15 protein-coding genes are annotated in these 14,269 nt (G+C 49.7%); 12 read left to right on the plus strand and 3 right to left on the minus strand.

Translation table 11 applies throughout. The features are described from left to right. Entirely contained in the window at positions 1-1,323 is a 1,323-nt protein-coding gene (gene dnaA / locus GA520_RS00005; protein WP_167528808.1) for a chromosomal replication initiator protein DnaA, read from the plus strand. An 81-nt stretch (positions 1,324-1,404) separates the two neighbouring features. On the opposite strand, the gene hemG is transcribed toward dnaA, so the two are convergent. Both hemG and GA520_RS00015 read right to left on the minus strand, forming a co-directional pair. Beyond that, positions 1,405-2,805 carry a protoporphyrinogen oxidase gene (gene hemG / locus GA520_RS00010; RefSeq protein ID WP_163336981.1) on the minus strand — a complete coding sequence of 467 codons (1,401 nt, stop codon included), beginning with the start codon at positions 2,803-2,805 and terminating at the stop codon, positions 1,405-1,407. 5 nt (positions 2,806-2,810) lie between these two features. Then, positions 2,811-3,494, minus strand: a complete 684-nt coding sequence (locus tag GA520_RS00015; protein ID WP_163336982.1) for a metallophosphoesterase — start codon at positions 3,492-3,494, stop codon at positions 2,811-2,813. Between the two features lie 177 nt (positions 3,495-3,671). On the opposite strand from GA520_RS00015, the gene htpG reads away from it, so the two are divergent. The 9 genes from htpG (at position 3,672) to GA520_RS00060 (ending at position 11,204) form a co-directional block, all read left to right on the plus strand. Then, the gene (gene htpG / locus GA520_RS00020; protein ID WP_163336983.1) at positions 3,672-5,552 is read left to right on the plus strand and encodes a molecular chaperone HtpG; all 1,881 of its coding nucleotides are present in this window, start codon (positions 3,672-3,674) and stop codon (positions 5,550-5,552) included. Between the two features lie 165 nt (positions 5,553-5,717). Then, positions 5,718-6,140 carry a hypothetical protein gene (locus GA520_RS00025; RefSeq protein WP_163336984.1) on the plus strand — a complete coding sequence of 141 codons (423 nt, stop codon included), beginning with the start codon at positions 5,718-5,720 and terminating at the stop codon, positions 6,138-6,140. A 29-nt stretch (positions 6,141-6,169) separates the two neighbouring features. Next, the gene (locus tag GA520_RS00030) at positions 6,170-6,784 is read left to right on the plus strand and encodes a protein-L-isoaspartate(D-aspartate) O-methyltransferase (protein WP_163337281.1); all 615 of its coding nucleotides are present in this window, start codon (positions 6,170-6,172) and stop codon (positions 6,782-6,784) included. A gap of 348 nt (positions 6,785-7,132) precedes the next feature. Continuing rightward, positions 7,133-7,627 carry a hypothetical protein gene (locus tag GA520_RS00035; protein ID WP_163336985.1) on the plus strand — a complete coding sequence of 165 codons (495 nt, stop codon included), beginning with the start codon at positions 7,133-7,135 and terminating at the stop codon, positions 7,625-7,627. Between the two features lie 18 nt (positions 7,628-7,645). Next, entirely contained in the window at positions 7,646-8,578 is a 933-nt protein-coding gene (locus GA520_RS00040) for a methyl viologen-reducing hydrogenase (protein WP_163336986.1), read from the plus strand. Continuing rightward, positions 8,578-9,999: a Ni/Fe hydrogenase subunit alpha gene (locus GA520_RS00045; RefSeq protein ID WP_163336987.1), complete on the plus strand. Its 1,422-nt coding sequence runs from the start codon at positions 8,578-8,580 to the stop codon at positions 9,997-9,999. Before GA520_RS00040 ends, GA520_RS00045 begins: the two co-directional genes overlap by 1 nt. After that, positions 9,999-10,250, plus strand: a complete 252-nt coding sequence (locus tag GA520_RS00050) for a ferredoxin family protein (RefSeq protein ID WP_163336988.1) — start codon at positions 9,999-10,001, stop codon at positions 10,248-10,250. Before GA520_RS00045 ends, GA520_RS00050 begins: the two co-directional genes overlap by 1 nt. Beyond that, positions 10,247-10,720 (plus strand): hypothetical protein, encoded by a 474-nt coding sequence (locus tag GA520_RS00055; protein WP_163336989.1) that lies wholly within the window; start codon positions 10,247-10,249, stop codon positions 10,718-10,720. The genes GA520_RS00050 and GA520_RS00055 overlap by 4 nt, the downstream gene beginning before the upstream one ends. 1 nt (position 10,721) lies before the next feature. Continuing rightward, positions 10,722-11,204, plus strand: coding sequence for a hydrogenase maturation protease (locus GA520_RS00060; protein WP_163336990.1), 483 nt, complete (start codon positions 10,722-10,724; stop codon positions 11,202-11,204). Positions 11,205-11,343: 139 nt separating this feature from the next. Here GA520_RS00060 and yaaA read toward each other — a convergent pair whose 3' ends face one another. Then, a complete protein-coding gene (gene yaaA / locus GA520_RS00065; RefSeq protein WP_163336991.1) occupies positions 11,344-12,108 on the minus strand; it encodes a peroxide stress protein YaaA in 765 nt (254 codons plus the stop codon). 139 nt (positions 12,109-12,247) lie between these two features. Here yaaA and GA520_RS00070 point away from each other — a divergent pair, with 139 nt between their 5' ends. Continuing rightward, positions 12,248-12,670: a hypothetical protein gene (locus GA520_RS00070; RefSeq protein WP_163336992.1), complete on the plus strand. Its 423-nt coding sequence runs from the start codon at positions 12,248-12,250 to the stop codon at positions 12,668-12,670. Between the two features lie 28 nt (positions 12,671-12,698). Continuing rightward, entirely contained in the window at positions 12,699-14,234 is a 1,536-nt protein-coding gene (locus tag GA520_RS00075; RefSeq protein WP_163336993.1) for a hypothetical protein, read from the plus strand. The last annotated feature ends 35 nt before the right edge of the window (positions 14,235-14,269 follow it).

The following is a 14,269-nucleotide window of genomic DNA, read 5'->3' on the forward strand; positions in this document are numbered from 1 at the left end:
ATGATATGGGAGAAGACGCAGGAACGATTAAAGGATGCTCTTTCGAGCTCTGTTTATAATCTTTGGATAGAGCCTTTGGAGTGTCTTGAGGTGAGGGATGATGCAATCTTACTGAAGAGTCCGGACAGGTATTTCAGTGCCTATATCAACCAGCACTATCTTTCAAGCATTGAAGAGATGGTTGAGCAGACAGGCGAAATGAAAAGGCGGGTTCTTCTGTTTGAGGGTGAAAGCAAGCCGGTGACGGTCGGTGCTGCAAAAGGGCAGCTGCGGCTGCCCAATATTCCGGAAAATAATTCAACCCTGAGAACGCTGCATCCTCGCTACACCTTTGATCAATATATGGTGGGCGAGTCGAACATCCTGGCGGAATCAGCCTGCCGATCGATGTCCATGCTTGATGACAGTATTGGTCCTTGTCTCTATATCAATAGTGACACGGGTCTTGGCAAGAGCCACTTAACCCATGCCGTGGCTCATAAGGTGTTTGCTGAATCACCCATGACTCGGTTGAGGTACGTGACTGCCCAGCAGTTTGCCTCGGAGATGGTCAGGAATATACAGTCCAGGACCATGGATGCCTTTAAAAGTAAATATCACGATCAATGTGATATGCTCATGGTTGAAGATATTCACACCTTAAAAGGGAAGAAGAAGACCCAGGAGGAGTTGAATGAACTGCTCGATGCCCTTATCAAGACAGGTAAACAGGTTATAGTAACCTCAAATAGGGCACCCCGGGAGCTGGATGGTATTGATGAAGAATTCCGGTCTCGTATGTCTTCAGGTTTAATCACCTCGATTAAGGCCCCGGATATCTCCACCCGACAACGCATCGTTATCAATAAGGCCAGTCAGCACAATCTGGCGCTTGATTCTGATTATTCGGAATTCCTGGCTCAGCATATTCGTGGAGATGTCAGGCAGGTCGAGTCTGCAATTGTGGCGATACGGGCTAAGTCACGACTGACAGACGGCTATATCGATATAGATATGATCCGTGAGGTAGTGGCCGATGTGGTTGGCGTTGGTAAGGCTATGACGGTTGAGATGATCAGTGAACTGATTGCCAAGCAGTTTCAGGTTTCAATGAAGGAGCTGCAATCCAAGTCACGTAAGAAAAGATTTACCTTTCCCCGTCAGGTTGCCATGTATCTGTGCCGTAAGCATACAGAAGATTCTTTGGCTGATATCGGCAGGGCCTTTAATCGAGACCACTCCACGGTTCTTCACTCCATCAAGAAAGTGACGAACCTGGCTGTTCGCGACACCTCTGTGAATGCCCAGGTCGAATTGCTCAGTGGGAAGATTAAAAGCCTGTAGCTGTTTAAATTGTTGCACAAAAAAAGGGCCGGATGACACTTCATCCGGCCCTTTTTGTTTTGTGATAGTCATGGAGCTCAATTAAAAATATACTTTTTTTACCTCTGTCTCAATGCTTCCGCTTGTCCGTGATTCTTTTACTGCCCTGGCAACCCGGGTGGCTGTTTTCATCATGTCATTGAGGCCGATTCCTTCCCAGCCGAAACCGCAGATATGCAGTCCCTCCATCTCCTGCATCAGCTTGTCCCGCCATGCGAGCAGTGAGGTATACCCTTTTTCAAGTTGGGGTATGGGGCTGTCTGCCCGGTAATATTTTGTGTAGAGTGGTTCATCGGTAATGCCTAAAATTTCCTTCACCTCGGTGCGTGCCCGCTTGATGATCTCTTCCTCGTCGAGCTCAAGCCGTTCCGGATGCCTTCTCCCTCCTATGAGGGTTTCAAAAACAATATGCCCATCTGGTGCCCGGCCTGGAAACATGTTGGAGGTGAAAAGGGAACCGAGGGTAAATGTCTTTTCGGATTCCGGTATAAGGAAGCCAAATCCGGGCGGCAGACTATTACCCGGGCCAAAACCGAACACAGCGGTGCTGATCCAGGCACCTGGTGTTGATGTGAGCGGTGCGTCACCCGAGATATTACGTAAAAGTTTAAGCGCGGTGTTTACAGGAACCGCCAGGACCAGATTATCTGCTTCATACAGGCCAGTACCCGTCTGTACCTGCCAGCCCTCTTCTGTTCTTGATATGGACGTAGCCGGACAGCCAAGCAAAAGTTCCTCTCCCAACTGAAGACTTTCTGCCAGTCGTTCAGGCAGTCTTTGCATGCCGTCCGGAAAGCTTGTCATGGCGGGCATGCCGATTTTTTTATTCTTGCCGTTTTTCTTTCTGGCGGCCGCCATCTTTTTGAACACACCTTTAATTACGGAACCGTGTTCCTTTTCAAGTTTACGGACGCCCGGCATCACCGCATCAATAGAGAGCCTGTCATAATCTCCTGCATAGGTGCCGGTGAAAACTGCATCGACATAAGGCAGCAAGGCGGAGCCGAATCGATGGGCCGCCCATTTGGCAACAGTTGGTTCCCCCTCAAGAGGGGGTTGCCAGGCCTCTGCCAGTACCCTGAATTTGTCTTTCCAGGAAATGAGTGGGGCCATGGATATTTTAAGCGGTGTTTGAGGGATGCACTGGAGTTTTTTGCGCAGATAGACATAGCGGACAAAATCAATAAGGGGTGCCTGGACCACCTCTTTATCAAGGCCTGTCTCACGTAACAGGTCCTTGCTCTCCGTGCAATTGTCTAGAAATCCGTGAGGGCCGATTTCAGAGATATAACCATCTTCTTTATGGGTGCGTATTACACCGCCGGTGCGGTCGCTTTTTTCAAGGAGTAAAAGTTTATGATCGGGATTGTCGAGGCGCAGTTTATGAGCGACGGTGAGGCCGGTAAGGCCGCCGCCAATAATAATGGTATTTCGTCGTTTCATGAAATTTAGTGAAGTGTTGCCTGAAGGGTAGATTGAATATAGGTTATTTCGACCCAGCCGCCCTGTATGAGCGCTCCGGGATTAACAATGTGTGTTTTGCCGATGTGGTCTTCACCTCTTGCTTCGTGTATGTGGCCGGTGATGCACACATCAGGTTGATGTTGTTCTATGTAGCTCCTGACGGCGCTTGAACCGACATGCTTACCGTTTCGCAACATATCCACCTTGGTGTTGTAAGGTGGTACATGGGAGATCAGAATAACCGGAATCCCTGACCTTGCGTCCGGCAGGGTCAAGGATATGAAATCCTGCCCCTCTTGATGAGCGTCAGTCAGTACATCGGTCAGCTCATTTTCGGAAAACTCCGCCGGGGTGCCAAAAGGTGTGTGGTTTGAGCCTCCGGCACCAAGCAGACATATTTTCCTTTCCAGCAGCCTGGCCTGGCGGTGGAGGTTCAGACCGAGACCTTCAAGGTAGTCATTAATTTCAAAGTTATCAAGATTGCCGATCAGTGCCAGCAGGTTTCGGTTGTATCCAAGCAGGTCATCCAGGACTCTTTTGGCATCCTTTTGTTTCCCGTAATTGGTGAGGTCACCGGTGGCTATCATCAGGTCCGCAGATTCAACATCAGGAATACCCGCAACCATGTGGGTGGCCATGTGGATGTCACCGAAGGCTATGATTCTCATAAAGGAATCCTCCATGAAATTGACCGGAAACAGTCGCGATACAGCAAGGTGGAAGCATCTCTTGACACTTTGTGTTCCATGGTTAACATTTTCGCCGACTTTTAGAGAAAATGCAATGGAAAGCATCGTTCGCGCGCCATTGCCGATCGTAGTGAAAATCATGTTGAGGTGAAGAGAATGAGTGACAAGACAAAAACCTATGAGTTTCAGGCTGAAACGAAGAAACTTCTCGATATCGTAATTAACTCCCTTTATACCGAAAGGGACGTGTTCATCCGTGAATTGATATCCAACAGTGCTGATGCACTGGAGAAGTTCAGGCATGAGAGCCTGACATCCGAGGATGTATTCGATGATCATGTGCCTCTTGAGATCACCATTGATCTCGACGAAGAAAAACATTTACTGACCATAACCGATACCGGAATCGGTATGACTCGAGACGAGCTCGAGCATAATCTGGGTACCATTGCCCATTCCGGTTCCAACACCTTTTTGACGGAACTTGCCGAGGCGGTACAAAAAGATGTTAATCTGATCGGCCAGTTCGGTGTGGGTTTTTATGCAGCTTTTATGGCCGGTAAGAGTGTAAGGGTGCAAAGTCGATCATGGGATGGCAGTGAGGGGCACGAGTGGCTTTCTGACGGGTCCGGTTCCTTTAGCATTACAGAGCTGGAAGGGCTGAGGCGGGGGACGAAAATAATCGTGGAACTTAAAGATGACGCCCAGGAATATGCCCAGAAGTTTAAGGTCGAGTCTGTCGTCAAACGCTACTCCTCCTTTGTGCCATTCCCGATCAAGCTGGAAGGGGAAACCGTCAACACCGTACAAGCTTTGTGGACCCGGAACCGCTCGGAGATCAGTGAGGATGAATATACCGAGTTTTATAAATTTGTCGGAAATGCCGTGGATGAACCGGTCTATCGGTTGCATTTCACTGCCGACGCCCCACTCATGATTAATGCGTTGCTTTTTGCGCCAAAAGAGAATTTTGAGGTGCTCGGCTTCGGTAAGATGGATCCGGGTGTCAACCTCTACTGTCAACGTATCCTTATCGATCAGCACTCCAAGAATATTCTGCCGGAATGGTTGCGATTCCTGAAAGGCGTGGTCGATAGTGAGGACCTGCCTCTTAATATTTCCAGACAGGCGCTTCAGGATAATGCACTGGTTGCCAAGCTGCGTAAGGTGGTCACCAAGAGGTTTTTGAAATATCTTGATGAAGAGGCTAAAAAAGATGAAGAGAAGTATCTCGAGTTCTGGTCTACCTTTGGCATCTTTATAAAAGAGGGTGCTACCAGCGATTACGAATACCAGAAGGAGCTTGGTAAGCTGCTCCGGTTTGAATCATCCAAGTCGGATAAGGGGAAACCAGTTTCTCTCGCCGATTACGTGCTGCGCATGAATCCGGATCAGGAGGAGATTTATTATATTAACGGTCCAAGCCGTGCTGCCATAGAGGCGGGTCCTTATGTGGAGATGTTCAGGAAAAAGGATATCGAGATTATCTACACACTGGAGCCTATCGACGATTTTGTTCTCAGTCATCTGGCAGAGTTCGACGGCAAGAAACTGGTTTCTGCCGACAGGGCTGATCTTTCTATTCCGGAAAGCGGTGGAGGAAAGGATGAGGATACAGATGACAAAGAAGAGCAGAAGCTTGAAGACGAAGCGGCTGATTCTCTTGTCAGCTGGCTTAAGGAGACCCTGAAAGACCAGGTCGCTGATGTCATTGTGTCCAAGAGGCTGGTTGATGCCCCGGCCATGATCGTCAATCCCGACGGCTATATGACTTCTTCCATGGAACGCGTACTTGCCGCCAGTCGTGCTGAAAAAGGTCTTGGCCTTGACGGGGGATCCAGGAAAAATCTTGAAATTAACCCGAAAAACCCGATCATTAAACGGCTTGCAGAACTGCAGAAGGAAGATACGGATTTTGCCTCCGACGTGGCGCTGCAGATCTACGACAATGCCATGATTCAGGCCGGTCTTGTAGTCGATCCCCTGGTAATGGTGGAGAGGAATTACAAGATTTTAAACAGGGCAATCGGAGACTGATTTTCATTTTACGTAGAATTCTGAGGATCGGGGTACTGGGTAACGGGTTTATACGTTGCACGATACCCCGGTCTTTGTTTATATAGAACTTCCGCCGTCCGAAGCTGTCCTGAAATGAAAGCCTGCCTGGATAAAGTGTTTTTGGGGGAACAACAGAGCTGCTGAATGTTTGTTACTCTTGTTGAGATGGAGAAGAAAATGAGTCCGGTAAAACGATATGTGGTTCTGTTGATTACGACAGTATTTTTACTATCCGGTTGTTACTCAACACCGGTTCGTCATCTTGCCTCGGATGCGGGGTTGATTAAAGTCGGCACATCAGACAGGGAGGAAGTGCTCACCTATCTGGGAGAGCCTGACGAGCAGGAAGTGCTTGCCGAAGGTGTTGAGAAATGGGTGTACCGGGAGTATGAAAGTTCTGCCCTTAAGAGTACGCCTGTTGTCGGCAGGTATTTCGGGCCAAAAAATTATGGTACGGTGACAGTAATACTAAAAGATAATATTGCTGTTAAATGTGTTTACGGGGCCTATGACCATGGTGAGTTGGATTGGGCTGATGATTTCGATTGGCAAGAGACCGCACAGTGAGCGACAGGTATTCCACTATTCGTGAAAAGATGGTCCATGAGCAGATTGTTGCCCGTGGTGTAAGTGACCAACGTACACTTGAGGCGATGGCCACTGTGCCAAGGCACCTCTTTGTCGATGATGCCATGAGGGCGCGGGCCTATGGGGATTATCCTCTTCCTATCGCGGCGGGACAGACCATCTCGCAACCGTATATCGTTGCCTCAATGACCGAGGCCCTGCAGCTGAAGGGCAGTGAGCGGGTGCTTGAGATTGGTACCGGCTCGGGATATCAGGCTGCGGTACTGTCGCGCCTCTGTGAGCAGGTTTATACCATTGAACGCATTAATACGCTACTGGCATCGGCCAGGAAGGTCTTTGATGCACTCCGCTACTTTAACATAGTGGCCAAGCTTGATGACGGTACCATGGGATGGCCTGAAAATGCGCCCTATGATGCGATTATCGTAACAGCAGGCGGTCCTGAAATTCCTCAGCCTCTGATCGACCAGTTGGCTGATCCGGGACGTTTGATCATCCCGGTCGGGGACCAGCAGATACAGGAACTTCAGTTACTCACCAAGTCTGAAGGTGAGGTCCGTGTTGAAGTGCTTAGCAGTGTCCGTTTTGTCGATCTGATTGGACAACATGGGTGGTCGGGCTGAGATTTTTTGTCCAGTTTTTCCTTTCTGTGTTACTGATTCCAGCTTGAACATAGTCATGTTGTCCTGACTTATACTTTGGAATAATTCTTCATTTCCCTTGATTTCATTTTCTTCGAGCTGTTCCTGGGGTCATCATGGTGCGGCATGTTGTTAGGCTTTTCCTAATTTTATCTTGTATTTGGCAGGCAATCACAGTAAATTTATCTCTTGTTTTTAATGGATTCGTTCTATTCGTTTGGCCTTTTCACTCGGACCGGAACTGACTCCTATCAAGGCGATGGATTTGTATTTTACCTTCGTGTTCAAGAAGTCCGTTGCATGACGGATGGTGGTGAAATGAGGGAGTATATGGAAGAATTATTGAAAAAAAGACGGACCCTGCAGGAGACCATGAACTTCATGGCCGCACTTTCTGCCGGCATTGAACCTATTCTGGGACGTGGTGCGAACAGTATGACCATGTCTGCCGGACGTAATCTGGGCCGGAAATTTTCTGAAAATGCCGCACATACAGACGATTTACTGGTGGCAATTGATGAGGTGCGAAAGGTACTTGAGGCGAACAACTGCCTCTGGGGGTTTGAACCTTTTAAGCCGGAAGGACAGACTGAGTTTGTCACCCTGAACGACAAGGGGAACTCCCAGGTGCTCCTCGTCTTCCGGGACTGCATGATCCGCCAGGCACTATTTCGTTTTGGTCATCCGCAGCAGGGGTCTTTGTGTAACATGATGTATGGATTTTTTGCCGGTGCTCTTGAGACGATCATGGGCAAGAAGACAACTCTTGAGATCGGGCATGCCGGGGAAAATGCCTGTCTGAAAGTACTGACGGTGGAAGCATAACACGACTGAGGAAATAGAATGAGTTCAGAAAAGATACGGTTGAATACGGAGTGGTTATGCGATTGCGGTGGTTGTCATGTGGTTCTTGTCGACCTGCATGAAAAGATTATGAACCTGTTTGAATCGGTTCAGATCCAAAAATGCCCTGTTCTCACCGACGTTAAAGATTATCCCGAGGCGGAGTTAGGGATTCTGACCGGTTCCATCCGCACCGAGCACGATCGGCACGCCGCCATCGAGATGCGTAAAAAGTGCAAGACCATTATTGCCTTTGGTACCTGTGCTGTCTATGGTGGCTTGCACGGTGCCGGGCTGGCCCACACCAAAGAAGAGATAATGGACCATGTCTATAAGAAGAGCCCGACTACGAAAACAGACTTTATCCCGTCAGCGGAAGTTGATAACCTGGAAAAAACGGTGACACCTATTGATGAAGTGATAGATGTGGATCTTTATCTGCCCGGTTGTCCGCCGCACCCCCATTTCGTGTTTGAGGGATTGAGTGCATTAATAAACGGTAAGGAACCAAGGGTTAATCAAGAGACAGTCTGTGGCGGCTGCAGCAGGACCATGGTGAAGACTGATGTGGCCGATATCAAGGGGAGTCATGAAGGAATGCCGGAAGATGATATCTGTTTTCTGAGCCAGGGCTATATTTGTCTTGGTTCGGTAACTCTCGATCGGTGCCTCTCTCCTTGTCCGAATCATGGTGTAATGTGTACCGGCTGTGCCGGGCCGACCATGCAGATCCTGACAGAACCGACACGAGATCTCCGCACCGAGGTGAGTGACAGGATGTCGCGCTTGACAAAGATTCCTGCGGAAACAATTATCACCCACATTGAAAAGTCCGCAAAAACCCACTACGCCTATGCCATGGCGACCAAGATGATCGGCAATAAACCCACCTTCCTGATCCGGAAGTGGATAGCAGATGTGGAGGCAGCATAATGTCGAAGACAATTAAAATTGATCCGGTTACCAGGATCGAGGGCCATGCCCGGATTCTCCTGGATTGTGACGATGCCGGCAGGGTCGATGAGGCTTTTTTCTGCGTGAATGAATTGCGTGGTTTTGAGCGGATTCTGGTTGGGATGGAGGCGGCAACCCTGCCACAGGTGACGGCACGGATTTGTGGTGTGTGCCCGACGGCCCATCATCTTGCAGCAGCCAAGGCACTTGACAATGCTGCCGGGGTGGAGCCGCCGGAGGCGGCTAAACTGCTTCGCGAGTTTATGTATATGGGGCACGTGATCCACTCTCATGCTTTGTCTCTTTTCATACTTGCAGGCCCGGACCTGGTGTTTGGTCTCAAGGGGCAGGCCGCAAAGCAGAATGTGGTTGGTATGGTGGAAGCGGAACCTGAGCTGACCAAAAAAGGCTTACGACTCAGAAGCCTTGGCCAGAAGATCAACGAGGCGATCGGCGGGCGGGGAATTCATCCGGTGACGGCGGTTGCGGGCGGGATCTCCTTTAGGCTGAATGATGGCCAGTTTCAACGGTTGCAGGAACTGACCGCAGAGGCAGTTGCTTTATCGAGCGAGCTAAGTGGACGTATCAAAAAGATGCTGCTTGATTTTTTTGATAACAACCCGACACTGCTCGATAATTTGAATATGCCCACCTGGTACATGGGCACGGTAAAGGGCGGTAAGCTCAACTTCTATGATGGAGAACTGCGGGTTGTTGATGGTGCCGGTAGTATCCAGTGTGGCTTTAGTGCGCCATCGTATAAAGAGTATATTCATGAGCGGGCGGTAGCCAATTCCTATGCCAAGGAAGTTTTTATCAACCATGGTGGTGGTGAACATATGTACCGTGTTTCCACGCTCGCCAGGATGAATGTTGTCGAAGGCATGGAGACACCCCTGGCCCAGGCGGAGTTTGAAGAGTTCAGGAAAAATTTTGGACATCCTTGTCACAACTCCATCCTCCAGATGTATGCCAAGATGATCGAACTCATCTATGCCTGTGAAAAGGCTAATATGATCATTAACAATCCGGCTCTTAAGGGTGAAACCAGGGTCCCGGCAACGTTTAACGGTTCACGTGGTGTGGCTCATGTGGAGGCACCCCGCGGCACCTTGATCCATGATTATGAGATTGATGAGAAGGGCATTGTTCGCGCGGCAAACATGATTATTGCCACTCAGCAGAATACAGCGGCTATCAACAAGTCGATCAAGGAAGGGGCCAACGCCCTGCTCGAAAAGGGCGAAGACGAAGAGACAATGCTGAACGGCCTGGAATTTGTAGTACGTTGCTACGATCCGTGCCTGGCTTGCTCGACCCACGCTATAGGCCGCATGGACCTAGAGGTGGAGATCAGGAACCGTAGTGAACTGGTGAAGAAGATACGGAGGTGCAGCTGATGCTTGAGATGGTCATTCATGAAAAAGCGTGCAGGGGATGCAAATTATGTCTCGATGTTTGTCCGACTGATTGTTTTTCCTTCAGTGACGAGACCCAAAAAGCGGTGGTGACGGCTCTTGGTAACTGTATCGCCTGTCTCAGCTGCGATTATATTTGTCCCTCCGGGGCGATTACCCACACCAACCATCATGAAGTAAAGAATTTTTACCGCAATATACATTTCAGCCAGCGGATGGAGAAATTTCTATGATTGGAACAAACGAGCTGAGCCTCGATAAAGAGGATTACGACAAGGCGTTTACGGAGGTCTCCTTCCTGCTTGATATGTTTGTCGACACCATTGAAACCTTTGTCGGCAAGTCGACTCCATCACTTGCGGTTGCCGCGGGTAGAAAAATGGCCAGTAACCTTCCAGCCCACATGACTGAGCAGACACCGGAAGCGGCTCTTGAGGAGTTCGTACGTATTTTCAGGATTCAGCAGATGGCGATTGAAGGTCATTTTGAGAATGGCCAGGCGGTTATCAATATTGACCACTGCCCGATCCGTTCCGTATGTCTGCAGCGTGATATGGAGATAGACAGTCAGATCTGCCAGATGTTCCACTACTATGTTGCCGGAATCCTGGCTGAGCTGGCCGGCTGTCCCGCACGGCCCAAGACAATAACTGTCGGCGAAAGGTGTACATTCAACATGGCTTTCAGTGGTGTCCGGAGATAGTGTGGACACCCTTATAATATGTATCGGCAATGCCTTGGCGGCTGACGACGGGGCGGGCGCCGATGTCTTCGAGGAACTGAAACGAGCCGGGTTGCCTGAGGGAGCCCGGCTGTGTTTTTTAGGCCTCGGCGGTCTCGACCTGCTTGATGAATTGGCTGGTGAGGATCAGCTGATAGTGGTGGATGCGGTCCAACTTGGAGGGCCTGTGGGAACGGTCCATGTCCTGGACTGGCATGCGATTCCAGTGATGGGCCCTCGCCCGGTAAGCGGGCACGGGATCGGTGTGCGTGAAGCAATAGAGGTCGGCCGCAGATTATACCCCGAACGGGTACCCGGACATATCGTACTGGTCGGTATTGAGGGTGCGGTTTTCGATCAGCTGGGAATTCCATTGAGTGACGAAGTCCGGCAAGCTGTACCCCGGGCCGTCAATACGATCATCAAACTGGTTTCAAACTCTGCGGGGGATGAGGATCAGTCCTGATGTTCACCAAAGATTTCAGCCAGCTTATGCGGCACCGTTTCGGCAGTATTTCAGGAGTAGATATAACAGGCCATGGCCTGCTATATCTACTGTCAAAAAATTTGAACTCGGAACTGTCTGAGCTGATGAGAAATCTGGGCTAAGATTCCCTGGTGAAAATCCACTCGGTATCTGTTGTCAATTCTTCATTGAAACGATAGCCTGCCCCGGTAAATGTCTTGAGCTGGCTGGCTTCTGAGAAGCACTCCGTAATCATATAATCAATTATCATCCCCCGAGCCCTTTTTGAGTGGATGGGAATGGTCTTGTAACCATCTCCCTTTTTTTCCTTGAAGGTGATGGTCAGAAAAGCTGGATGCAGCTCTTTTGGGCGGATACTTTTTGAGTATTCTGCAGAAGCGAGGTTGATAAGGGTGTCGTAGCCTTTTTTTCCGCAGATGTCGTTTATGGCATTTGTCAGGGAGTTGCCCCAGAAGTCATAGAGATTTTTTCCGCTATCGGTTTCAAGTTTTGTTGCCATCTCAAGGCGATACGGTTGCATCAGGTCGAGCGGACGCAGTATGCCGTAAAGCCCGGAGAGGATGCAGAGATGATCCTGGCCATGTTGAAGTTGTTCGGTGGAGTATTCTGCCGGGCGAAGGGCATCATAACTATCGCCCTGAAAGGTGAAAAGCGCCTGGGTGCTGTTTTCACGGGTGAACGGGAACTGAAAACTCTTTATCCTGCCGGCTGTGAGCTGACCCAGTTTCTCACTCATCTTCATAAGACGGCAGAGGTCTTCCAGGCTCAATTTACCAAGGTAGCGGTTGAGGTGCGCACACTCTCTGGAAAAGAGCGGTTCTGTGAATGGGGCGTCGTTTTGGATGGGCTTTTGGGTCTTGGACGGAGCGACGATTAGAAGCATGGAAAACAATCCTGTTATTATGATTAAAAGTAATTGCGGGAACTTCAATTTATACTATTTTGGTACCAGATTCAAACAGGTGCGAATTGTTCATGCTAAAGAGATGAGGGGTAGCCATCAGAAACTGAGGAGAAAAGCTATGAGTGAGGAAACCGGCGGTAAGGCAGAAATAGAAACCTTTATCGGCCAGTGGGATGACGAGAGCGGGATGCGTGAATGCTTTATTGCCCTTTATGATACGGTACGCGACATCAAGGATGTCGAGCTTAGCCTGGTTGCCAGGCCCGGAGTCAGCTTCTCACTGAGGCCTAAACATCTTAGACAGCAGGATCGTAATCTTTTCGGGATGATAGATGTGATTGATGATAATCCTGAGGAACGCTGGCTATCGGTATGTTTTTATGAAGATATGATTGAAGACCCGGATGGTCTCGGTGAGGTAATCCCCGGCGGCTTGGCAGGCGCTGACGGGTACTGTTTTGATATGTATGAAGCGGATAAAAGTCTTACTGCCTATATTGGTCAACGCCTTCGAGAAGCATACGTCAAGGCAGGCGAGTAACTGATCCTTTAAGAAAAGAGATACTATAATGCAATCCCCAGGCAGAGAAAGGTGTGAAGAAGAGTTGCAGAACCGGACCCCGGCCAGAGCCGCAAAACAAGAAAACAGGACAAAACTGTTTGCTTTTGTAGTGGCTCTGCTGCTGGTAGCTGCGCAGCCTTTTTCCGGTGTTGTAGATAGTTACGCTGAGGATGCCGGTGACCAGGGGACATCGGGTGGTGATGGCAGCAGTTCTGGGGAAGACAGCAGCGAGAGTGGGGATGAGTCCGGCGATGGTGTTGCTGAGGGTGGCGAAACGGGCAGTGAAGAGGAAGCCTCCGACGAGGAGGAGGCAGAAGAAGACCCTGCTGGCGAAGATGAAGCAGAGGATGAAGATCCGGAAGAGGAAGATGACGGTTCAGACGACGCGGATGATGGCGATGAGGCGGAAGACGACAGCGACCATATCGATGACAGCGACTTAAATGATGATGATGCGTCTGTTCTTTCCGGAAACCTTCGGTTTGCCCTGGACGGGATGTTCGGTTCGCAACTGAACAGGGAAGGGGGGCACGTCCCTTCAACTGTGAGTCGAGCTGCCTTGAGACGTGTCGGGCACATTGGTACCATGGTGAACTTTCAGAATTGGGAGCCGCGTCTTCTTGGTCAATGGCAATCGTTTCCCATCCCCTCTGCTGCTCGGGAAACTGAAGTTGAAACGATTGTGGCTCTGGATATTACCTTGCCGCCTGAACCGGTTCCGACCTACCGGGCCGGAGATACCTATGTCTATTCCAACGGTACATGGGAGCGGGTTGTGGCAACGGATGGTAGCAGTATCCAGTGGGTAAATTACAAAGGGAATATGTCACGAGGGCCCTCAGATTTCACCTATAAGAGAACGCATTGGCAGACCTCCACCCGGCGCGGATTCAGGTCTTTTAAAAATACTGAATACCTGTTTTCAAAATCCAGGTCCGGTTTGTGGCCGCTTGCAGTTGGCAATTCGACCAGCTTTGATGAGGTTGGGACGTGGACCGGACGCGATGGTATCGTGAATCAGTATGATTCATTCTGGCGGTGTGGAGTTGAGGGGAAGGAAAGGTCAATGGCCGCAGTTGGTGAATTTGATACCTGGACCATTGCCTGCAGCAGGTATCGGGATTCCATCTCCTACCCCAAGTCACCGGCTCGCGAGTACCGTACTTACCAGTATGCTCCAGCCTTGTCACACTGGATTGTTGAGGAAAGAGACAACAGGGGAAGTAGACCTGATACCAGAAAAGAACTGGTGGCGGTAATGCCGGACCTGCTTTTGTTTACCGGCGACGATAAAGACGTGTTCCAGCTACAGGAGCAGTTCCAGCAGGTTCTGGAAAATCATGCCAGCGGCCAGAGTGATATCTGGATTACCCGGTCCGGCAAGGCATCGTCTACCCTGACACCTCTTGCCACCTATGTCCGGGAAGATGGCATCTATTGCCGTCAATATCTCCAGTATATTGAAAACAGGGAGTTCAGTAATACCTATGCAGGAATGGCCTGCAGGGGTGAGAAGGGACTGTGGAAGGTTTTGAGACGATGAGTCCTTTAGATTTTTGCAGGGTGTTGATAAATCGT

It is taken from the genome of Desulfopila sp. IMCC35008 (genome assembly GCF_010646885.2).
In the GTDB taxonomy this organism is placed as follows: Bacteria; Desulfobacterota; Desulfobulbia; order Desulfobulbales; family Desulfocapsaceae; genus Desulfopila.